Raw genomic sequence first — 22,740 nt, 5'->3', positions numbered from 1 at the left:
TCGACATTATTTTAAATATGAATAGATAAACTCATCTCACTTTTTTGATTTGTCCTCACTAACTATATATTTCTTTTTATAAATGTTGCCATAAAATCTTAAATATCTAGTCTGGTGCAATAATTGGTACATTTTGGGTGCAAATAGCAAATAAATGGTACAACAGATAAAATGTGCTCACAATCAACCCAAAAATAGAGCGTGAAAAATCAAGAAAAACCAGAAAAATACGTTATTTTTCAAGCAAATATCATATTACATCAAGAAAAAATAGATTTTTGGATTGAGAGAAAATTAATAAGATGGCGCACCCGAAAGGATTCGAACCTTTGACCGCTCGGTTCGTAGCCGAGTACTCTATCCAGCTGAGCTACGGGTGCGTATTTGAATTCGCTAACCAATCATTTAATCATTTTAATTTTACTGTAGAGTGCAATAAAATGGCGCATCCGAGAGGATTCGAACCTCTGACCGCTCGGTTCGTAGCCGAGTACTCTATCCAGCTGAGCTACGGATGCCCTGAGTAAATGGCGGTGAGAGAGGGATTCGAACCCTCGATAGAGTTTCCCCTATACACCCTTAGCAGGGGTGCGCCTTCAGCCTCTCGGCCATCTCACCGCAATCGGTTTGTGCGCCGTATAATACGGATTGAACTGGCATAAGTCAAACGATTTTTATCAATAATGTTTCGTTTGCCTGATTTATCAACAGCTAAGATAAAATCTATTATTTGCTATCTAAAATTGCTAGCACATTATTAACGTGCTGTTCAGTTCTAGCATTTTTTTCTGCTTGACTTAATGCTGGTTTATCTCTTTCCCATTGTACATCATCTGCGGGCAGCTCATCTAAAAAGCGACTTGGTGTTGGTTTAAAAATTTCACCAAATTGTCGCCGCTCTTTGCATAAGGAAAAGGTCAGCGTTTGTTGCGCACGCGTAATACCTACATAGGCTAAACGGCGTTCCTCTTCCACATTGTCTTCATCAATGCTGGTTTGATGTGGCAGGATATTCTCTTCCATTCCCACTAAAAAAACGTGGGGAAATTCCAGCCCTTTTGAGGCGTGTAGCGTCATCAGCTGCACCTGATCGCTCTCATTATCTTCTTCACCACGTTCTAACATATCGCGCAAGGTTAAACGAGCGACCACTTGGTTGAGCGTCATTGGCTCATTAAACTCATCGCCTTTGAGCATTTCCGCCACCCATTGGAATAGGAGTGCCACATTTTTACTTTGCACTTCTGCCATTCTTGGTGAAGTAGCGGTTTCGTAAAGATACTCTTCATAATGCAATTGGCTCAACATTCGACGAATGGCGTCTTCTGGCTCAGCGCGCAAAATTTCATCATTGAGTTCCACAATCCAGCGAGCAAAATGCTGTAAGGCATTATAGGCTTTTGGTGTCACACGTTGAATTAACTCAAAATCAAAAATGGCTTCAAATAAACTGATATGTTTCTCTGATGATAATGCTCCCAGCTTTTCAAGGGTTGCCGTGCCGATTTCTCGCTTTGGCGTATTGATAATGCGTAGGAGTGCGGCATCATCATCTTGGTTCACCAGCACGCGCAAATACGCCATCATATCTTTAATTTCTGTCCTTGAGAAAAAAGACGTGCCGCCTGAAATTTTATAAGGAATACGGTTTTGCATTAGCACTTTTTCAAACAAGCGCGATTGGTGGTTACCACGATATAAAATGGCGTAATCACGGTATTTGGTTTTACGCATAAAGCGATGGGCGATGAGTTCACCCACTACGCGCTCGGCTTCGTGTTCTTCATTTTTTGCTTCAATCACCTGCAATTTTTCCCCTTCACCTAAGGTAGAAAACAATTTTTTGTCAAAAACGTGATCGTTATTAGCAATCAAAATATTGGCACAATGTAAAATTCGTCCAGTGGATCGGTAATTCTGCTCAAGTTTAATCACTTCTAACTGCGGAAAATCATTTTTCAGGCGTGCCATATTTTGCGGTTTTGCCCCACGCCAAGAATAGATAGACTGATCATCATCCCCTACTACGGTAAATCGTGCGGCTTCGCCCACTAACAATTTGATTAATTCATATTGACTCGTGTTAGTATCTTGATATTCGTCCACCAGCAAATAGCGAATTTTTGCCTGCCATTTTGACCGCACTTCTGCATTTGCACGTAATAGCAACGTAGGCTGCATAATTAAATCATCAAAATCTAGCGCATTATAAGCGCGCAACTGCGTGGCATAACGTTGATAGCATTCTGCAAACGTATGTTCTTGCGGATCGCGTGCTGTGGCAAGAGCTTGCACAGGCAAAATGAGATCATTTTTCCAACGCGAAATCCGTGTAATCAAGGCTTTCAACAGATCTTTATCTTCTTGTAACAGATCTTCAGTCAGTTCTCTCAACAACGCCATTTGATCAGAATCATCAAACAATGTAATGGCCGATTTTAGTCCTAAATGCTTATGTTCTCGCTTTACAATGTCGAACCCAAGTGTATGGAAAGTGGAGATCGTCAAGCCACGACTTTGATCTTTACCGATGGAATGTGCCACCCGCTCTTTCATTTCGCGTGCAGCTTTATTGGTAAAGGTAACCGCTGCAATATGCTTAGCGGAATAGCCACAATTTGCGATCAAATGGGCAATTTTATTAATGATTACCCGTGTTTTACCCGAGCCTGCACCCGCTAAAACTAAGCAAGGTCCAGACACATAATGAACGGCTTGTTGTTGCTGTGCATTTAATTTCATTTAGATTCTTCCGCCCACGCATAGGGCAATAATGCGGTATCTAATAAAAAAGATAAAGGCAAGTCTAAAATTGGCAACCCCCACTTTCGGGTCATTTCCCAATCGTATTTCGTGCCTGCATAGCTTTGATAAGGCTCTGATGGATCGATTAATTTAACTACTGTTCCACAACCGCTGAGTAATAAAAGTGCGGTGGATATCATTAATATTTTTTTCATAATACCCCAAATTTAATGTTTGGGGCATTATAGAGAAAGATCAGGGCGGAATACAATGAAAAGTAAAATGCCTATAACACAATTCTCCCATTCTCTCATAAGTGCGGTACTTTTTCCGCGAAATTTCCCTCGCTCTTATCGCCTTTTACATACGAATTTTGTACAATGTAATGTTTTGAGTGATTATTGAGATTTTTTTTTATGAGTTCAGCGCCAAATATTGGTTTTATTAGCTTAGGTTGTCCTAAGAATTTAGTGGATTCAGAGCGTATTTTAACGGAGTTGCGTTCTGACGGATATAACATTATTCCGAGTTATGAAAATGCCGATTTAGTGATCGTTAATACCTGCGGATTTATTGACAGCGCGGTGCAAGAGTCGCTAGAAGCGATCGGCGAAGCACTGGAAGAAAACGGCAAGGTGATTGTAACGGGCTGTTTGGGGGCGAAAGAAGATCGCATTCGTGAAGTTCACCCAAAAGTATTGGAAGTGACAGGTCCGCACAGCTACGAGGCTGTGATGGAGCAGGTGCATAAATATGTGCCAAAGCCAGCCCATAATCCTTATATCAGCCTTGTGCCAGCGCAAGGGGTGAAGCTTACGCCAAAACATTATGCTTATTTGAAAATTTCTGAAGGCTGCGATCATCGTTGTACGTTCTGCATTATCCCTTCAATGCGTGGGGATTTAGATAGCCGTCCGATTACGCAAGTGTTAGATGAAGCCAAACGCCTTGCCGATGCGGGCGTGAAAGAATTGCTTATTGTGTCGCAAGATACCTCTGCTTATTCTTTAGATCAAAGCAAAGAAAACCAAAACAAAACGTTTTTTTGGAACGGTAAGCCGATTAAAAACAATCTCATCAGCCTGTGCGAACAGTTGGCAACCTTAGGCATTTGGGTGCGTTTGCATTATGTGTATCCTTATCCGCACGTAGATAATTTAATTCCACTGATGGCGGAAGGCAAAATCTTGCCTTATTTAGATATTCCATTGCAGCACGCTAGCCCGAAAATTTTGAAAGCGATGAAACGCCCTGGTTCAATCGATCGCACCCTTGAGCGGATTAAAAAATGGCGTGAAATTTGCCCAGAATTAACCTTGCGTTCTACCTTCATTGTGGGCTTCCCAGGGGAAACGGAAGAAGATTTCCAACAATTATTAGATTTCTTACAAGAAGCACAATTAGATCGTGTCGGCTGTTTTAAATTTAGTCCGGTAGAAGGTGCGGTTGCCACGGATATGCCAGATCAAGTGCCAGAAGAGGTAAAAGAAGAACGCTTCCATCGCTTTATGCAAGTACAACAAGCTATCTCAGCACAGCGTTTACAGCAAAAAATCGGCAAAATCTTGCCTGTGATTGTGGACGAAATTGATGAAGAAGGCATTATCGGACGCTCAATGGCGGATGCGCCAGAAATTGATGGTGTGGTTTATGTGGATAACCTGTCAAACCAAGCTGTCCGCGTGGGGCAAGTGATTAACGTTACCATCACGCAAGCGGATGAATATGATTTATGGGGAACTTGCTAATGACTACGCCAGTGAAAGTGTTATTCATCTGCTTGGGGAACATTTGCCGTTCGCCAATGGCGGAATATCTTTTCCGTGAAAAAGTAAAACAAGCAGGCTTATCTAACAAAATCATCAGCGACAGTGCTGGCACATCTGGCTGGCACGATGGCGAGGATATGCACTGCGGTACGGCAGAAACGCTTGAATTGCATCATATTGATAATAAAGGCTTTATTAGCCGAAAAGTGCGGTCAAAAGATTGGCAAGATTTTGATTATCTGATTGCAATGGATAACCAAAATTTAGCGGATTTGGAAAAATTATTTGGTCATCACCCTGAAAAATTATTTCAAATCACTCAACTTTGTCCAAACCTTGGCATCGATCATATCCCCGATCCTTGGTACACCAAAAACTTCACGCAAACTTATGAATTATTAGATCAATGTTGCGATGCATTGCTTGCTAAGATTTGTTTAAAGTATTCAATCTAGGCACTAAAAGAATAAGAGATAACCATAATGTGAATGGAACAAAAAACCTGCTGTGGGATGAGAACTCACAGCAAGTTTTTTATTACTAGAGAATAAGGGATGAACTACATCATACCGCCCATTCCACCCATACCGCCCATTCCAGCGCCTAGGTCTGCTTTATCTTCTTTTGGAATTTCGGTTACCATCGCTTCCGTGGTAATCATTAATCCTGCGATAGAAGCCGCGAATTGAAGGGCTGAACGGGTTACTTTGGTTGGATCTAAGATACCCATTTCAAGCATATCGCCATATTGCTCAGAACCTGCGTTGTAACCGAAGTTTCCTTCACCCGATTTCACCGCACTTGCCACCACAGAAGCTTCTTCCCCAGCATTAGTGACGATTTGACGTAATGGCGCTTCCATTGCACGCAAGGCAAGTTTGATCCCCACATTTTGCTCTTCGTTATCGCCTTTTAAGCTTGCCGCAACTTTGGTTGCCACACGGATTAAGGCAACACCACCACCGGCTACGATACCTTCTTCCACAGCTGCTCGAGTTGCGTGTAGGGCATCTTCAACGCGATCTTTTTTCTCTTTCATTTCAACTTCAGTTGCCGCACCCACTTTAATTACAGCCACACCGCCAGCTAATTTAGCCACGCGTTCTTGTAATTTTTCTTTGTCGTAATCTGAAGTGCTTTCTTCAATTTGCTGACGAATTTGTGCCACACGGCCTTTGATTTGTGCTTCTTCGCCCACACCGTCAATAATGGTTGTGTTGTCTTTGTTGATCACAACACGTTTCGCTTGACCTAAATCTTCTAAAGTCGCTTTTTCTAACTCCATACCGATTTCTTCAGAAATCACCGTACCCGCAGTTAAAATTGCAATATCTTGCAACATTGCTTTACGGCGATCACCAAAGCCTGGTGCTTTTACCGCCGCTACTTTCACGATACCACGCATTGTGTTTACTACAAGCGTTGCAAGGGCTTCGCCTTCCACATCTTCAGCGATAATTAACAATGGTTTACCTGCTTTTGCAACGGCTTCTAACACGGGTAATAATTCACGAATGTTAGAGATTTTTTTGTCCACTAAAAGAATGAATGGGTTGTCAAATTCTACGGTTGCTGCTTCAGGTTTGTTGATGAAGTAAGGGGAAAGGTAACCACGATCGAATTGCATACCTTCAACCACAGCCAATTCATCTTCTAAACCTGTACCGTCTTCTACCGTGATAACCCCTTCTTTGCCCACTTTTTCCATTGCTTCAGCAATAAGTTTACCTACAACATCATCTGAGTTGGCAGAGATCGTTCCCACTTGCTCAATTTCTTTTGAGCTTTCGCACGGTTTAGAAAGGGCTTTTAATTCTGCCACCACAGCGCTCACGGCTTTATCAATACCGCGTTTTAAATCCATCGGGTTCATTCCCGCCGCCACCGCTTTTAAACCTTCGTTTACAATAGCTTGGGCTAATACGGTTGCGGTAGTTGTACCGTCCCCTGCGGCGTCATTGGCTTTAGATGCGACTTCTTTCACCATTTGTGCGCCCATATTTTCGAATTTATCTTCTAATTCGATCTCACGCGCAACGGATACGCCGTCTTTCGTGATCGTTGGAGCGCCAAAGGCTTTGTCTAAAATTACATTACGACCTTTCGGCCCAAGAGTAACTTTCACTGCATCTGCAAGAATGTTTACACCGTTAAGCATTTTTACGCGGGCATCGTTGCCAAATTTAACGTCTTTTGCTGCCATTTTTTATTCCTTCTTAATAATTAATGTTGCTAAAAGTGCGGTGAAAAATAACCGCACTTTTTAATGCTAATGATTGATTTGGGATTATTCCACGATAGCTAAAATATCGCTTTCAGAAATGATCAACACTTCTTCGCCATCAATTTTTTCCGCTTTCACGCCGTAGCCATCATTGAAGATAATAGTGTCACCAACTTTTACATCTAAAGGTAACACTGTGCCATTTTCTAAAATACGCCCTTTACCCACTGCAAGCACTTTTGCACGGGTTGATTTAGTTGCCGCAGAACCAGTTAACACAATTCCGCCAGCAGAAAGGGTTTCCACTTCTTCACGTTTGATGATCACACGATCGTGTAATGGACGAATATTCATTGTAATTTCCTTCTAAAGTTGAGGTTTTAAAACAAACTAGTAACTCCAATATGGGGCAGGATTTTTTCCTTTCAAGAGAATAACAAAAATTTTTTTACAAAAATAGGTAAAAAAATCACCACCCAGATAAATATGAGAATAATTTTTATTTACTTGATGATTTTTTTTCGGTAAAGTCAACGCTAGCTAAAACAAAGCTAAGCTAAAAAGTTTCAGCTAAACTTAAAATGCGTTTTTTACCGAATTCAAAAGAAAAATTCCATTTTCTATGCAAAGTGCGGTGGAAAAACGCAGAGATTTTAACCAATCACTCAATTTAACCACGGAGAACGTGCAATGAAAAAAACATTATCTGCTTTGGCCTTATTGACCACCTTTGCAGCCCCTGCTTTCGCCGCCAACGAAGTAAATGTCTATTCTTATCGCCAACCTTATTTGATCGAACCTATCTTGAAACAATTTGAACAAGAAACGGGCGTGAAAGTGAATTTTATTTTTGCTGATAAAGGCTTAGTTGAGCGGGTAAAACGTGAAGGTGAGCTTAGCCCAGCGGATGTGCTGTTAACCGTGGATATTAGCCGTGTGATGGAAATTGTTAACGCAGGATTGGCGCAGTCGATCCAATCTTCTGTATTAGAAAGTAATATTCCTGCAAAATTCCGTGATAGCCAAGGTAAATGGTTTGCGCTAACCAGCCGTGCGCGAGTGGTATATTCATCGAAAGATCGCGTGGGTAGATTGCCAGCAAGCTTCACTTACTACGATTTAGCCAAACCTGAATTAAAAGGCAAAGTTTGTGTACGTTCAGGCAAACATTCTTACAATGTTTCGTTAATTGCCTCAATGATTGCTCACGATGGCGTAGAAAAAGCCAAAGATTTCTTAACAGGGTTAAAAGCGAACTTGGCACAAAAACCACAAGGTGGCGACCGTGATCAAGTGAAAGCCATTAAAGAAGGCGTGTGTGATTATTCATTAGGCAATAGCTATTATTACGGCAAAATGCTTGAAGATGAGAAACAAAAAAGCTGGGCAGAAGCGGCTTATATCAACTATCCAAACCAAGAAACCGTGGGTACACATATGAACATCAGCGGTGTAGTAGTGGCAAAATATGCGCCAAATAAAGACAACGCGGTGAAATTGGTGGAGTTTTTAAGTGGCGATAAAGCACAACATCTTTATGCAGAATTGAACCACGAATATCCAGTGAAACCGTCCGTAGAAAAATCTAAATTGGTGCAATCTTGGGGTGAATTTAAACAAGATGATTTGCCATTAGAAAAAATCGCAGAAAACTATGAAAATGCGTTGAAATTAATCGATGAAGTAAAATTTGATCTGTAATAGATTAAATCTATGCTAGCCTATACCCATCAGGGATAGGCTAGTTTTATTTTGATTATGGATAATTCCGCAAAACATAAACATTTTTTCGCAAAAAGCACCGCTCTTATCGCATTATTGGCGGTATTGGGGTTCTTCTTGCTGCCGATTATCGCCTTGTTGTTTTCGGCATTTGAAGGCTCATTACACAGTTTGCAACATTTATGGCAAACGGTGTTTACCGACTATTTATTGAATTCCCTAAGCTTGGTGTTCGGCACAACTGTGCTAAGTTTATGTTTTGCCTTGCCCTGCGCATTTTTGGTGTCGCGTTATCATTTTGTCGGTAAAACACTGTTGCAATGGTTACTTTGTCTGCCCCTTGCCATTCCTGCATATTTATCTGCCTATCTTTACACGGATTTTTTGGACTATCCCAGCATCGTGCAACAAAGTTTACGCGCTTGGTTTGATTGGCAAAGCAAACAAGATTATTGGTTCCCTTCCATTCGCAGCCTAGGCGGCGCTTGCTTTATTTTGGCGTTGTCGTTGTATCCTTATATTTTCTTATTAGTCAGAATGGCGTTGATGGAGCAAGGCGACAATTTACAGCAAAGCGCCAAACTGCTGGGCGCAAGCCGTTGGCGTGTGTTTTACAAAATTACCTTTGCCCTTATCCGCCCAGCCATTGCGGTGGGGTGCGCCTTGGTCGCAATGGAAACCTTAGGCGATTTTGGCACAGTGGCGTTTTTTGCCATTCCTTCGCTCACTACGGCGATTTACGACACTTGGCTTGGCTTTGGTGATTTGCAAGCCGCGGCGCAGATTTCTCTGTTTATGCTCGGATTGTTAGTGCTATTTATCAGCATTGAACGTTATGCACGCCGCCAGCAACGCTATTATCAGCGTTCAGGACAGCGTCCCGCACAAACCCAACGGCTCAATGGATTAGGCTGGGGATTACTGTTATTCAGCACACTGTTAATTATTCTTGCATTTTTTATCCCGCTCTTTCAGCTAAGTTATTGGTCAATTATCTATTTTGAACAAGCATGGACAGCAGATTTCTGGCAATATAGCCAAAACAGCTTGCTAGTTTCTGGGCTAGCAATGATCATCTGCGTATGCTTAGCATTATTAATGCACTTTTGGGCAAGATTACGCCCAACGCCTTTGGCAAAAATAGCCGTACGTTTTTCTGCGCTAGGTTACGCTATTCCCGGAACAGTGCTGGCAATCGGCTTGTTAATTCCTTTTACCTTTGCCGATCATCAACTTAACCGCTTGTTAAAATGGCTTGATTTGCCAATGCTTGGCTTGGTATTTTCAGGCTCCATTTTCGCCCTGGTGTCTGCTTATGTGATCCGCTTTTCGGCAATGGCTTTGGGCAGCTTAGAAACCAGCTTGAGCCAAATTCCGCCGTCTTTAGATATGGCAGGCAGAATGTTAGGCTATAAATCTTGGGGAATTTGGCACAAAATCCACTTACCCCTAATGCGCAAAGGCATTTTCACCGCATTATTGCTGGTTTTTATTGAAAGTATGAAAGAACTGAATGCGTCTTTATTGTTGCGTCCGTTTAATTTCGATACGCTCGCCACCCACGTTTTCACCTTTACTTCAGATGAACAGCTTGAACGCGCCGCCTTGCCTGCCTTAGTGCTTATTTTAGTGGGGATTATTCCCGTGTTGATTTTAACTCGCTCTTTACTGCAATCAGGGAAAAAAGCTTAATAATGAATACATTAGATATTACCCATTTAACCTGCTGCTATAACAATCAGCCCATTTTGCAAGATCTTAATTTATTGATTGAAAATGATGATATTGTGTGTTTGCTCGGCGCAAGTGGCTGCGGAAAAACCACCTTGCTCAAGGCCATTGCAGGATTGATCCCGCTCAGTGCAGGCAATATTCGTTTGCAAGATAAAGAAATTCAACATCTTGAGGCAAATGAGCGAAAAATAGGCTTGATCTTTCAAGATTATGCGCTTTTTCCCCATTTAACCGTGGCGGAAAATATTCTATTTGGTTTACATCAAATGAATAAAAGCGAACAAATAAAAACATTGCAAAAAATGACCGCACTTGTGCATTTACAAGGTTTAGAAAAACGCTATCCCCACGAGCTTTCGGGCGGCCAACAACAGCGCGTTGCCATTGCCCGCACACTCGCTTGTCAGCCCAAATTATTATTACTTGATGAGCCTTTTTCTAACATTGACAGCCAAGTTCGTCATCAAATGATCGAAGAAATTCGCCATATTCTAAAACAACAGCATATTCCTGCGATTTTCGTTACCCATAGCAAAGAAGAAGCCTTTCTCTTTGCGGATAAATTAGCGGTAATGAATCAAGGGAAAATCTGCCAAATCGGCGTGCCAAGCACCGTTTACCAACAGCCAAACAGCCCTTTTGTTGCCAACTTTTTAGGCGAAATAAATTACCTGCCTTGTCAGCCCATTGATGATCAGCATTGCCAATCGCTACTTGGTGTGCATTTGCATACCTCTCATCAATCCCAACAAGCGCCGAGTTATCTCGCAATCCGTCCAGAACAGCTACAATTATGCGTGGCAGATGCCCCAACACAAGCGAATGGCATTATTCGCCAACAACGTTTTCTAGGTGCTTATTATAAATATCAAGTAGAAGTGACAGGACAGACTTTGAATGTAATTAGCCAACACGAATTTCCCTTACATAGTGCGGTGCAAATTTACTTAAAAAATGGCGTTACACCGTTGTTATTTAGCGAAATGGTTAGTGAATAAGGACTGAGTAATTATGATCTTAAGACTTCAGGAATAAGGTTTATGGAGTGTTTTTAAATGATAACCAATGCTTTATTTATTCCCATAATAATCGGACTCTTACTACTGTAATATACTCTTTTGTAAATTCATCTCTTGTTAATAATCCTTGAGTATATTTATCTGCTATCTCTAGTAATTCTTCAGATAAAGTAACTCCTTTTAAATCAACGCTAGCTTTTGCATATTATATGGCTTCACGTCTTTTAGCTTTTTCAGTTTCAGAAATCATAATTTAACTCTCATAATATAATCCCGTTAGAGAAAGTAAATGATTGAAAAGTTAGTTATTTGTTATAGCAAATAAATCTACTGTTCCACTAGTATAGGTTTAAAAATCAAGCCTACAAGGATTTAGAGGGCACTTATTTTTATATTGATTTATTGCCTTGTATTTAGACTAAAAATACAAGGCAATGTTGTGGTTATTTTTCTGCTTAACCTTCAATTCCTTCAAACAACGCGGTACTTAAGTAACGCTCTGCTGCTGAAGGCAAAATTGCAACAATAAGTTTATCAGCAAATTCAGGTAATTTTGCAAGACGATCCGCCGCAGCAACAGCTGCACCAGATGAAATTCCAGCCAAAATGCCTTCTTCCGCCATTAAACGGCGAGCCGTAGAAATCGCCGTCTCACTATTTACCTGTTCTACACGGTCGATCAAGGAAAGATCAAGATTTTTTGGGATAAATCCCGCACCGATACCTTGAATTTTATGCGGTCCTGGTTTGACTTCCTCACCATTTAAGGTTTGCGTGATCACGGGGCTTTCTTCCGGTTCAACGGCAACAGAAACAATTTGTTTACCTTTATCAAGTTTGATCGCACGTGAGATGCCTGTGATTGTGCCACCAGTTCCCACACCAGCAACAACGACATCAACTTTGCCTTCAGTATCATTCCAAATTTCTACGCCCGTAGTTTGGCGATGAATATCTGGGTTAGCTGGATTTTCAAATTGTTTGAGCATCACATAACGGTTTGGATCGCTTGCCACAATCTCTTCTGCGGCAGCAATCGCACCTTTCATCCCTTTAGCTCCTTCAGTCAACACAAGGTTAACCCCCAACCCCCTCAATAAGCGTTTCCGTTCGGAACTCATTGTCTCAGGCATTGTGAGCGTTAATTTATAACCACGCGCTGCCGCCACATAAGCTAATGCAATCCCTGTATTACCGCTAGTTGCATCGACAATTTCTTTTTCTTTGTTGAGAATACCATCTTTTTCCGCTTGCCAGATCATATTCGCACCAATACGGCATTTCACGCTAAAACTTGGATTACGCCCTTCAATTTTCACAACAAGATTACCGTTATTACCAAAATTTTTAAGGCGTACTAACGGGGTATTACCAATAGAATAAGAGTTATCATTATAAATAGTCATTTGTGTCAACCTTTCATTTTTGATTAATAATTGAAACTAGTTTTAACACACATATTAATAGTAAAAAAATAGTAATTTGCTATATTTTATAACTAATAGCTATTTATTTAATGAAACGATCTCGCTGTTCTAGTCTTTCTTGTTGATGATCAGACAGTCTTTTCATATCCTTTTCCTTTTTGTTAGGATTGACTTTCATTAAGGAATTATCACGATATTCTGCGACCCACATTGCCGTGGCGCCACAAACAGCAACAGGAATAATGACCAAGTTAATTACTGGTACAAAAGTACAAAAACCAATTAAACTACCAAAAGTTAAACTCAGTGTTTGTTTTTCACCTAATTCGTTACGCATAATATGGAATGGAATTTTGTGATTATCGAAAGGGTAATCACAATATTGGATCGCCATCATCCAAGAGGTAAATAAAAAGGTAAGAATTGGCACAATAGATTGCCCTAATACGGGGATAAAACCTAATAAAAATAAAGCAATAAGTTTAGGTAAGCTATACCATAGTTTTTGCCATTCTCGTCTTAACATACGAGGAATATCTTTTATGAAGTCAATAGAATTCATTTCTATTAAATTTTCACCTGTCAGCTTTTGCTCTACCTTCTCTGCTAATAATCCATTGAAAGGTGCAGCAATAAAACCAGAAAGCGCTGAAAAGGTAAAATAAAATAGGATTAATACCATAAAAATTGAAAACGCAAGTAGCACCCCGCTTAACCAGGAAAGCCAATCGGGGACATAGCTAATTAGCTGGTCAATTAAATCACCAATATTGGTGACAAATAACCAAAACAGTCCCGAAAGAAGTAAAATATTGAGTAAGATTGGCATAATTACAAAACGCCTTAATCCTTTTTGAGTAATTAAATGCCATCCCATCACAAAATAGTGAAAGCCTTGCTTAAGTTCCTTAGGTTGCAACATACATCTTTCCCAGTGAATAATCAAAAATGCGGGTTAGCATACAAAATACGGTGAAAAAAATCAATTTTTGCATATCACCGAATTTACAAAATATGATAAGCTAACAAACAATTTTTCCACTTGGTCAATATCCTCACTGGAGAACATTACGCGATGGATTTAAATACAATTTTGATTATTCTTGGTGTTATTGCATTGGTCGCCTTGGTTGCACACGGCATTTGGTCTAACCGCCGTGAAAAATCAGAGATCTTTGAGAAAAGTAATAGCTTTAGTAAAGAAAATGCACCACGTCAATCTGAGAACAACTCGACTAGTTTTGCCACGAGAGACTCTATTGCTCAGCCAGTTCAACCACTTGATCAACAAGCTGGACCAACCTTATCAGCACAGCAAACTCGTAATTTTAACCAAAATCAACCTGATGATTTTGAGCAAACTCAGATGTCAGAACCGCAGAATTTTGAGCAAGCGATTAATCAAATTAAAATTAGCTTGCCAAATGAAGCACAGCCAACTCAACCTACAATGACGCCTTATTCGTCACACCAAAATTTAGCTACGGCAAGCATTGCAGAAATTGAAGCAACAATGAACGAAGAAGAAGGCATTCACGCAGAGCATAAATTAACGGAAGTATTAGCCAGTGAACCAACGAAAAATGAGATCCAAATAGAGCGCGAGCGCCGAATCGTAGAATTTGAAGAAGTACAACAAAGCGTTTCAGTCGAGTCAGCAACAAAAGAAGAACGACAATCTCAACGCCAAGCTCAAGATGCAAAAGATTTCATAATGCTTTATGTGGTTGCGCCTGAAGGCAAAGAGTTTCACGGCTTAGCCTTGACTAAAGTGCTTGATAGTTTATGTTTTATTTTTGGCAATCGCCAAATTTACCACCGCCATTTGGATCTCAGTGTAGCAAGCCCAGTGTTATTCAGTGCGGCGAATATTCAACAGCCCGGCACGTTCGATCCAAACAATATGGCAGATTTCTACACTGTAGGTATCGCATTATTTATGCAGCTGCCGTCTCACGGTAATGATCTCGTCAATTTACGTATGATGATCCGTGCTGCTAAAACCATTGCCGAAGAGCTAGGCGGTTTTGTGCTAACGGATCAGCAAGAAATTTTTGATGACAATGCAGAAAACGCCTATTTGGCTAAAGTGAGCGCTTAAAAAGACAGAAAAAAGCACCGCACTTTCTTTTATCGCAACTGGCGGGCCACTGTGTCCGCCTTAATTATTTGTACAAGCTTCAATTTTTAACAAAAAAGTGCGGTGATTTTTTAGAAGGAATTTAATGATGACAGAACAAACCGTTGCCCAACAAATTGAACAATTACGCCAAACTTTACGCTACCACGAATATCAGTATCACATTTTGGACGAGCCGAAAATTCCCGATGTAGAATATGATCGTTTATTTCACCAGTTAAAAGCCTTGGAGCAGGCTCACCCTGAATTTGCCGACAGCCACTCGCCCACCCAACGCGTGGGTGCCAAACCCCTTGCAGGCTTTGCGCAGGTAACCCACGAAATTCCAATGCTTTCCTTGGATAACGCCTTTTCTGATGAAGAATTTAATGCCTTTGTGAAACGTATCCAAGATCGCTTAGCTGTGCTGCCTGAGCCTTTGACTTTCTGTTGCGAACCCAAGTTAGACGGTTTAGCGGTCAGTATTTTGTATGAAAATGGCGTGCTAACCCAAGCGGCAACCCGTGGCGATGGCACAACAGGGGAAGACATCACCGCCAATATTCGTACCATTCGCAATATTCCGTTACAGCTTTTAAGCGACAATCCGCCGGCACGTTTAGAAGTGCGTGGCGAAGTATTTATGCCACAAGCTGGCTTTGAAAAGCTCAATGAAATGGCGCTCGCCAAAGGGGAAAAAACCTTTGCAAATCCACGCAATGCCGCAGCTGGATCATTGCGTCAGCTTGATCCGAAAATTACCCGCCAACGTCCATTAATGCTCAATGCTTATGGCATTGGCGTGGCAGAAGGCGTGCAATTACCCGATACCCATTTTGCCCGTTTGCAATGGTTGAAATCTATCGGCATTCCTGTGAATAAAGAAATTGAGCTATGTAATGGCGTGGAAAATGTGCTGAAATTCTACCGCACTATGGCAGAAAAACGCCCGCATTTAGGTTATGACATTGATGGCACGGTGCTGAAAATTAACGATATTGCCTTGCAAGAACAACTTGGTTTTATTTCCAAAGCGCCACGTTGGGCGATCGCTTATAAATTCCCAGCGCAAGAAGAACTCACCTTGCTAAACGATGTGGAATTTCAGGTAGGCCGAACAGGCGCGATCACGCCCGTCGCAAAACTTGAACCCGTTTTTGTGGCAGGTGTAACCGTAAGCAATGCCACTTTACATAACGGCGATGAAATCGAACGTTTGAATATCGCAATTGGTGACACCGTGATTATCCGTCGTGCAGGAGACGTGATCCCACAAATTATCGGCGTGCTGGCAGATCGCCGTCCAGACAATGCAAAACCGATTATTTTCCCTACTCATTGCCCCGTCTGTGGATCGGTGATTGTGCGTATTGATGGCGAAGCCGTTGCACGTTGTACAGGCGGCTTATTCTGCGAAGCACAACGCAAAGAAGCGCTCAAACATTTTGTCTCGCGTAAAGCAATGGATATTGACGGTGTGGGAGCTAAACTCATTGAGCAACTGGTGGATCGTGAACTCATTCACACCCCTGCGGATCTGTTTAAATTAGATGAAGTCACCCTAATGCGTTTAGAGCGAATGGGGTCGAAATCCACTGAAAATGCGTTAAATAGTTTAGAAAAAGCAAAAAAAACAACTCTCGCACGTTTTATCTTTGCCCTCGGTATTCGAGATGTAGGTGAAGCAACTGCACTAAACTTAGCCAATCATTTTAAAAATTTAGATGCGATGAAAAACGCCAGCCTTGAACAACTACAAGAAGTGCCTGATGTCGGCGAAGTAGTAGCAAATCGCATTTTCTTATTTTGGCGTGAACCACATAATGTGGACGTGGTGAACGATCTTATCGCCCAAGGCGTACATTGGGATGACGTGCAAGTGCAAGAAGTAGGCGAAAATCCGCTTAAAGGTAAAACCGTAGTACTCACTGGCACCCTTACCCAAATGGCTCGTAACGATGCCAAAGCGTTATTACAACAGCTTGGCAGTAAAGTAACAGCTAGCGTTTCAGCCAAAACGGATTATTTAATCGCAGGCGATAACGCTGGCTCAAAACTCAATAAAGCTGCCGAATTAGGTGTAGACATCTTGAGTGAGCAAGAATTTTTAGCATTAGTGAATTCTTTCAGTTAAATAAAGATTAAGATAAGGGGCCTAACCAAACTCCCTTTAACCAATTGTTTTAAGTAGGAAATCTGAATTTTTATGTCACTGCAATTAAAATGCCATTTGCATTCCTTTAAATAAAACTCAAAATGCGCTTTTGGAATCCCCTTAAACTTGCGTAAATGGCGTTTTACTTGACTCCAAAAATTCTCAATTCCGTTAATGTGATGATGATTTTCAGCAAAATGTGTGCTGTGATTGATACCAAAATGACTAAATTCACTTACATCAATTTCTTTTTAACCACATAAAAAAAACGCCACTGAGTTCCCTCAATGGCGTTCTTCTTCATTCAATACCTGGCGGTGCCCTACTCTCACATGGGAATATCCCACACTACCATCGGCGTTACAGCGTTTCACTTCTAAGTTCGGCATGGATTTAGGTGGGTCCACTGCACTAACGCCGCCAAGATAATTCTTTCTATTCTTTAAGTCCTTTCTCTTAGTTCATAACTTCTATTATTTCGTTATCTCACTAAGTATTCTTACTCTTCCTTCTCAATCAAAAACAAGCCAAAACCCTTGAGCGTTGTATAGTTAAGCCTCTCGGGCAATTAGTACCGGTTAGCTCAACGGCTCACACCGCTTACACACCCAGCCTATCTACGTCTTAGTCTCAAACAACCCTTACAGCCTTATAGACTGGGAGAACTCATCTTGAGGCAAGTTTCGTGCTTAGATGCTTTCAGCACTTATCTCTTCCGCATTTAGCTACCCAGCAGTGCCTCTGGCGAGACAACTGGTACACCAGTGATGCGTCCACTCCGGTCCTCTCGTACTAGGAGCAGCCCCTCTCAATTCTCCAACGCCCACGGCAGATAGGGACCGAACTGTCTCACGACGTTCTAAACCCAGCTCGCGTACCACTTTAAATGGCGAACAGCCATACCCTTGGGACCTACTTCAGCCCCAGGATGTGATGAGCCGACATCGAGGTGCCAAACACCGCCGTCGATATGAACTCTTGGGCGGTATCAGCCTGTTATCCCCGGAGTACCTTTTATCCGTTGAGCGATGGCCCTTCCATTCAGAACCACCGGATCACTATGACCTGCTTTCGCACCTGCTCGACTTGTCTGTCTCGCAGTTAAGCTTGCTTATACCATTGCACTAACCTGACGATGTCCGACCGTCATTAGCAAACCTTCGTGCTCCTCCGTTACTCTTTGGGAGGAGACCGCCCCAGTCAAACTACCCACCAGACACTGTCCGAACACCCGTTTCAGGCGCTTCGTTAGAACATCAAACGTTAAAGGGTGGTATTTCAACAACGACTCCACGATAACTGGCGTTACCGCTTCATAGTCTCCCACCTATCCTACACATCAAAATTCAAGGTTCAGTGTCAAGCTATAGTAAAGGTTCACGGGGTCTTTCCGTCTAGCCGCGGGTACACCGCATCTTCACGGCGATTTCAATTTCACTGAGTCTCGGGTGGAGACAGCCTGGCCATCATTATGCCATTCGTGCAGGTCGGAACTTACCCGACAAGGAATTTCGCTACCTTAGGACCGTTATAGTTACGGCCGCCGTTTACTGGGGCTTCGATCAGGAGCTTCTCTTTCGATTACACCATCAATTAACCTTCCAGCACCGGGCAGGCATCACACCCTATACGTCCACTTTCGTGTTTGCAGAGTGCTGTGTTTTTAATAAACAGTTGCAGCCAGCTGGTATCTTCGACTGGTTCATGCTCCATCCGTATAGAACTTCACACTACGCCAGCGCACCTTCTCCCGAAGTTACGGTGCTATTTTGCCTAGTTCCTTCACCCGAGTTCTCTCAAGCGCCTGAGTATTCTCTACCTGACCACCTGTGTCGGTTTTCAGTACGGTTTAGATAAACCTGAAGCTTAGTGGCTTTTCCTGGAAGTGTGGTATCAATTACTTCAGCACCTTAGTGCCTCGTCATCATCTCTCAGTGTTTATAGTGAACCGGATTTGCCTAATTCACCCACCTACCAACTTAAACGTACATCTCCAACAGTACGCTAACCTAACCTACTCCGTCCCCACATCGCAGTTTATCCAAGTACGGGAATATTAACCCGTTTCCCATCGACTACGCTTTTCAGCCTCGCCTTAGGGGCCGACTCACCCTGCCCCGATTAACGTTGGACAGGAACCCTTGGTCTTCCGGCGAACGGGTTTTTCACCCGTTTTATCGTTACTTATGTCAGCATTCGCACTTGTGATACGTCCAGCAATCCTCTCGAACCACCTTCTTCCGCTTACACAACGCTCCCCTACCCAACAGTATTACTACTGATGCCGCAGCTTCGGTACTATATTTTAGCCCCGTTACATCTTCCGCGCAGGCCGACTCGACTAGTGAGCTATTACGCTTTCTTTAAATGGTGGCTGCTTCTAAGCCAACATCCTAGCTGTCTAAGCCTTCCCACTTCGTTTCCCACTTAATATAGATTTTGGGACCTTAGCTGGCGGTCTGGGTTGTTTCCCTCTCTCCACGACGGACGTTAGCACCCGCCGTGTGTCTCCTGTGCATTACTCTTTGGTATTCGGAGTTTGCATCGGTTTGGTAACCCGGGATGGGCCCCTAGCCGAAACAGTGCTCTACCCCCAAAGGTATTCACACAAGGCTCTACCTAAATAGATTTCGGGGAGAACCAGCTATCTCCCGGTTTGATTGGCCTTTCACCCCCAGCCACAAGTCATCCGCTAATTTTTCAACATTAGTCGGTTCGGTCCTCCAGTTAGTGTTACCCAACCTTCAACCTGCCCATGGCTAGATCACCGGGTTTCGGGTCTATACCTTGCAACTCTTCGCCCAGTTAAGACTCGGTTTCCCTTCGGCTCCCTTATTCAGTTAACCTCGCTACAAAATATAAGTCGCTGACCCATTATACAAAAGGTACGCAGTCACCCTTTCAGGCTCCCACTGCTTGTACGTACAGGGTTTCAGGTTCTATTTCACTCCCCTCACCGGGGTTCTTTTCGCCTTTCCTTCACAGTACTGGTTCACTATCGGTCAATCAGGAGTATTTAGCCTTGGAGGATGGTCCCCCCATCTTCAAACAGGATTCCTCGTGTCCCGCCCTACTTGTCGTAAGCTTAGTACCATCACCAATTTTTTAGATACGGGATTATCACCCTCTATGATTGAGCTTCCCAGCTCATTCTCCTAAATCAATGACTATCACTTACTGGCTACTCCGCTTTCGCTCGCCGCTACTCACAGAATCTCGGTTGATTTCTTTTCCTCGGGGTACTTAGATGTTTCAGTTCTCCCGGTTCGCCTTGTTTACCTATTTTATTCAGTAAACAATGATAGGTTCTTCACCTATCGGGTTTCCCCATTCGGACATCGTGGGTTAAACGCTTCTTATCAACTCACCCACGCTTTTCGCAGATTAGCACGTCCTTCTTCGCCTCTGATTGCCAAGGCATCCGCCCTGTACGCTTTCTCACTTAACTATACAACCTCAAGGATTCTCTCCCCGAAGCTATATCCATTCTCGTTGAGAACGCTTACTTGCTTTTGTTCAAGTAAGTCTTCTTCTACTCAGACTTTTTCAACTTAATAAGATATGGTCTTCTCATCCCATCACCTCATCAGCTTGAAAGTCTCTTCAGTTTTCAGCTTGTTTTTACATTGTTAAAGAGCAAATTAGATAATAACGCATTCGCGTTTCATCATTACTAAATTCTTTAAGACGACTCTTTATTTAAAAGAACTTACTAATGATTTGGTGGAGATAAGCGGGATCGAACCGCTGACCTCCTGCGTGCAAGGCAGGCGCTCTCCCAGCTGAGCTATATCCCCAATCATTTCTCCGCATCACTTGAGTGGTGGGTCTGAGTGGACTTGAACCACCGACCTCACCCTTATCAGGGGTGCGCTCTAACCACCTGAGCTACAGACCCTCAAGGGATTCGGGTTATTGTTTCATTTGCTACTCATTGTCTAACATCAATCATCACAATCTGTGTGAGCACTCATCTTCCCTGTTTCGTTAAGGAGGTGATCCAACCGCAGGTTCCCCTACGGTTACCTTGTTACGACTTCACCCCAGTCATGAATCATACCGTGGTAAACGCCCCCCTCGCGGTTAAGCTATCTACTTCTGGTACAACCCACTCCCATGGTGTGACGGGCGGTGTGTACAAGGCCCGGGAACGTATTCACCGCGACATTCTGATTCGCGATTACTAGCGATTCCGACTTCATGGAGTCGAGTTGCAGACTCCAATCCGGACTTAGATGCACTTTCTGAGATTCGCTTACCCTCGCAGGCTCGCTTCCCTCTGTATGCACCATTGTAGCACGTGTGTAGCCCTACTCGTAAGGGCCATGATGACTTGACGTCATCCCCACCTTCCTCCAGTTTATCACTGGCAGTCTCCTTTGAGTTCCCACCCGAAGTGCTGGCAACAAAGGATAAGGGTTGCGCTCGTTGCGGGACTTAACCCAACATTTCACAACACGAGCTGACGACAGCCATGCAGCACCTGTCTCAAAGCTCCCGAAGGCACAAACTTATCTCTAAGTTCTTCTTTGGATGTCAAGAGTAGGTAAGGTTCTTCGCGTTGCATCGAATTAAACCACATGCTCCACCGCTTGTGCGGGCCCCCGTCAATTCATTTGAGTTTTAACCTTGCGGCCGTACTCCCCAGGCGGTCGATTTATCACGTTAGCTACGGGCACCAAGCTTAAAGCCCAATCCCCAAATCGACAGCGTTTACAGCGTGGACTACCAGGGTATCTAATCCTGTTTGCTCCCCACGCTTTCGCACATGAGCGTCAGTACATTCCCAAGGGGCTGCCTTCGCCTTCGGTATTCCTCCACATCTCTACGCATTTCACCGCTACACGTGGAATTCTACCCCTCCCTAAAGTACTCTAGCGACCCAGTCTGAAATGCAATTCCTAGGTTAAGCCCAGGCCTTTCACATCTCACTTAAGTCACCGCCTGCGTGCCCTTTACGCCCAGTTATTCCGATTAACGCTCGCACCCTCCGTATTACCGCGGCTGCTGGCACGGAGTTAGCCGGTGCTTCTTCTGTGGCTAACGTCAAATCAGCGTGCTATTAACACACCAACCTTCCTCACCACCGAAAGAACTTTACAACCCGAAGGCCTTCTTCATTCACGCGGCATGGCTGCGTCAGGGTTCCCCCATTGCGCAATATTCCCCACTGCTGCCTCCCGTAGGAGTCTGGGCCGTGTCTCAGTCCCAGTGTGGCTGGCCATCCTCTCAGACCAGCTAGAGATCGACGGCTTGGTAAGCCTTTACCTCACCAACTACCTAATCCCACTTGGGCTCATCTCATGGCAGGTGGCTAAAAGTCCCACCCTTTAATCTTCCGATTCTATGCGGTATTAGCCATCGTTTCCAATGGTTATCCCCCTCCATAAGCCAGATTCCCAAGCATTACTCACCCGTCCGCCACTCGTCAGCATCGAAAGCAAGCTTTCAACCCGTTACCGTTCGACTTGCATGTGTTAAGCCTGCCGCCAGCGTTCAATCTGAGCCATGATCAAACTCTTCAGTTTAATCTTCTCAATTCGTACACTAACTAAGCTATATGATTCAATTACATTAAATCACTATGAATTTCAGTTAAGCACTTATCGTTTATAAATCTTTTAATTTACACAGTATCAACAAGTGCCCACACAGATTGTCTGATTGATTGTTAAAGAGCAAAAAACAACGACGCGATTTGTATCAGTCTACTTTTACAACGTCGCGTCGTTGTCTGCCGCGTATTATAGACATCTACGAAATCTTTGCAAGCCTTTTTTTGCAAAAAAATTGCAAATAATGCGAAAAATCATTGCAACTGATTAT

Annotated in this window: 13 protein-coding genes, 5 tRNA genes, 3 rRNA genes and 1 pseudogene; 7 read left to right on the top strand and 15 right to left on the bottom strand. The window is 43.0% G+C overall.

Annotated features, from left to right (window positions below; all coding sequences use genetic code 11):
- Positions 1–303 precede the first annotated feature (303 nt).
- The 5 genes from L5B71_RS05695 to L5B71_RS05675 form a co-directional block, all read right to left on the bottom strand.
- A tRNA-Arg gene (locus L5B71_RS05695) sits at positions 304–380 on the bottom strand.
- A 61-nt stretch (positions 381–441) separates the two neighbouring features.
- Positions 442–518, bottom strand: a tRNA-Arg gene (locus L5B71_RS05690).
- A 10-nt stretch (positions 519–528) separates the two neighbouring features.
- Positions 529–618: transfer RNA gene (locus L5B71_RS05685), tRNA-Ser, on the bottom strand.
- 108 nt (positions 619–726) lie between these two features.
- Positions 727–2,742 (bottom strand): DNA helicase Rep, encoded by a 2,016-nt coding sequence (rep, locus tag L5B71_RS05680; RefSeq protein WP_265757392.1) that lies wholly within the window; start codon positions 2,740–2,742, stop codon positions 727–729.
- The gene (locus tag L5B71_RS05675; protein ID WP_265757391.1) at positions 2,739–2,960 is read right to left on the bottom strand and encodes a YceK/YidQ family lipoprotein; all 222 of its coding nucleotides are present in this window, start codon (positions 2,958–2,960) and stop codon (positions 2,739–2,741) included. The genes rep and L5B71_RS05675 overlap by 4 nt, the downstream gene beginning before the upstream one ends.
- 201 nt (positions 2,961–3,161) lie before the next feature.
- Here L5B71_RS05675 and rimO point away from each other — a divergent pair, with 201 nt between their 5' ends.
- Entirely contained in the window at positions 3,162–4,493 is a 1,332-nt protein-coding gene (rimO, locus tag L5B71_RS05670) for a 30S ribosomal protein S12 methylthiotransferase RimO (protein ID WP_265757390.1), read from the top strand.
- Positions 4,493–4,969 (top strand): low molecular weight protein-tyrosine-phosphatase, encoded by a 477-nt coding sequence (locus tag L5B71_RS05665; protein ID WP_265757389.1) that lies wholly within the window; start codon positions 4,493–4,495, stop codon positions 4,967–4,969. Before rimO ends, L5B71_RS05665 begins: the two co-directional genes overlap by 1 nt.
- A 104-nt stretch (positions 4,970–5,073) precedes the next feature.
- Here the strand turns inward: L5B71_RS05665 and groL are convergent, their stop codons facing one another.
- Together groL and L5B71_RS05655 are read right to left on the bottom strand one after the other, a co-directional pair.
- Positions 5,074–6,717: a chaperonin GroEL gene (groL, locus tag L5B71_RS05660; RefSeq protein ID WP_265757388.1), complete on the bottom strand. Its 1,644-nt coding sequence runs from the start codon at positions 6,715–6,717 to the stop codon at positions 5,074–5,076.
- Between the two features lie 84 nt (positions 6,718–6,801).
- Complete coding sequence (locus L5B71_RS05655) at positions 6,802–7,092, bottom strand: co-chaperone GroES (RefSeq protein ID WP_017806817.1); 291 nt, start codon at positions 7,090–7,092, stop codon at positions 6,802–6,804.
- Between the two features lie 336 nt (positions 7,093–7,428).
- On the opposite strand from L5B71_RS05655, the gene L5B71_RS05650 reads away from it, so the two are divergent.
- The 3 genes from L5B71_RS05650 to L5B71_RS05640 are packed head-to-tail and all read left to right on the top strand — an operon-like array spanning position 7,429 to position 11,192.
- Positions 7,429–8,439, top strand: coding sequence for a Fe(3+) ABC transporter substrate-binding protein (locus L5B71_RS05650; RefSeq protein WP_265757387.1), 1,011 nt, complete (start codon positions 7,429–7,431; stop codon positions 8,437–8,439).
- Between the two features lie 57 nt (positions 8,440–8,496).
- Positions 8,497–10,152: an ABC transporter permease gene (locus tag L5B71_RS05645; protein ID WP_265757386.1), complete on the top strand. Its 1,656-nt coding sequence runs from the start codon at positions 8,497–8,499 to the stop codon at positions 10,150–10,152.
- A gap of 2 nt (positions 10,153–10,154) precedes the next feature.
- On the top strand, positions 10,155–11,192 hold the full coding sequence (locus tag L5B71_RS05640) for an ABC transporter ATP-binding protein (protein ID WP_265757385.1): 1,038 nt from the start codon (positions 10,155–10,157) through the stop codon (positions 11,190–11,192).
- A 476-nt stretch (positions 11,193–11,668) separates the two neighbouring features.
- Here L5B71_RS05640 and cysK read toward each other — a convergent pair whose 3' ends face one another.
- Together cysK and cysZ are read right to left on the bottom strand one after the other, a co-directional pair.
- Positions 11,669–12,619 carry a cysteine synthase A gene (gene cysK / locus L5B71_RS05635; protein ID WP_265757384.1) on the bottom strand — a complete coding sequence of 317 codons (951 nt, stop codon included), beginning with the start codon at positions 12,617–12,619 and terminating at the stop codon, positions 11,669–11,671.
- 103 nt (positions 12,620–12,722) lie between these two features.
- Positions 12,723–13,562, bottom strand: coding sequence for a sulfate transporter CysZ (gene cysZ / locus L5B71_RS05630; RefSeq protein WP_265757383.1), 840 nt, complete (start codon positions 13,560–13,562; stop codon positions 12,723–12,725).
- Positions 13,563–13,715: 153 nt separating this feature from the next.
- Between cysZ and zipA the strand changes: the two genes are divergently transcribed.
- Together zipA and ligA are read left to right on the top strand one after the other, a co-directional pair.
- Positions 13,716–14,741 carry a cell division protein ZipA gene (zipA, locus tag L5B71_RS05625; protein WP_265757382.1) on the top strand — a complete coding sequence of 342 codons (1,026 nt, stop codon included), beginning with the start codon at positions 13,716–13,718 and terminating at the stop codon, positions 14,739–14,741.
- Between the two features lie 127 nt (positions 14,742–14,868).
- Positions 14,869–16,893, top strand: a complete 2,025-nt coding sequence (gene ligA / locus L5B71_RS05620; RefSeq protein WP_265757787.1) for an NAD-dependent DNA ligase LigA — start codon at positions 14,869–14,871, stop codon at positions 16,891–16,893.
- On the opposite strand, the pseudogene L5B71_RS05615 reads toward ligA, so the two are convergent.
- The 6 genes and pseudogenes from L5B71_RS05615 to L5B71_RS05590 all read right to left on the bottom strand — a co-directional run.
- A pseudogene (locus L5B71_RS05615) lies at positions 16,890–17,159 on the bottom strand (transposase); the annotation flags it as partial. The gene ligA and the pseudogene L5B71_RS05615 sit on opposite strands and share 4 nt — an antisense overlap.
- A gap of 64 nt (positions 17,160–17,223) precedes the next feature.
- A 5S ribosomal RNA gene (gene rrf, locus L5B71_RS05610) occupies positions 17,224–17,339 on the bottom strand.
- A gap of 122 nt (positions 17,340–17,461) precedes the next feature.
- Positions 17,462–20,362, bottom strand: a 23S ribosomal RNA gene (locus tag L5B71_RS05605).
- Positions 20,363–20,635: 273 nt separating this feature from the next.
- Positions 20,636–20,711 (bottom strand) — tRNA-Ala (locus L5B71_RS05600).
- Positions 20,712–20,735: 24 nt separating this feature from the next.
- Positions 20,736–20,812, bottom strand: a tRNA-Ile gene (locus tag L5B71_RS05595).
- Between the two features lie 90 nt (positions 20,813–20,902).
- Positions 20,903–22,442 (bottom strand): 16S ribosomal RNA (locus L5B71_RS05590).
- The 16S, 23S and 5S rRNA genes sit together here with 2 tRNA genes alongside, the layout of an rRNA operon.
- Positions 22,443–22,740: the final 298 nt, after the last annotated feature.

It is taken from the genome of Avibacterium sp. 21-586 (assembly GCF_026226775.1).
Lineage (GTDB): Bacteria > Pseudomonadota > Gammaproteobacteria > Enterobacterales > Pasteurellaceae > Avibacterium.
The sequence above is the reverse complement of the archived record's forward strand: the minus strand, read 5'-3'. Positions and strand labels throughout refer to the sequence as shown.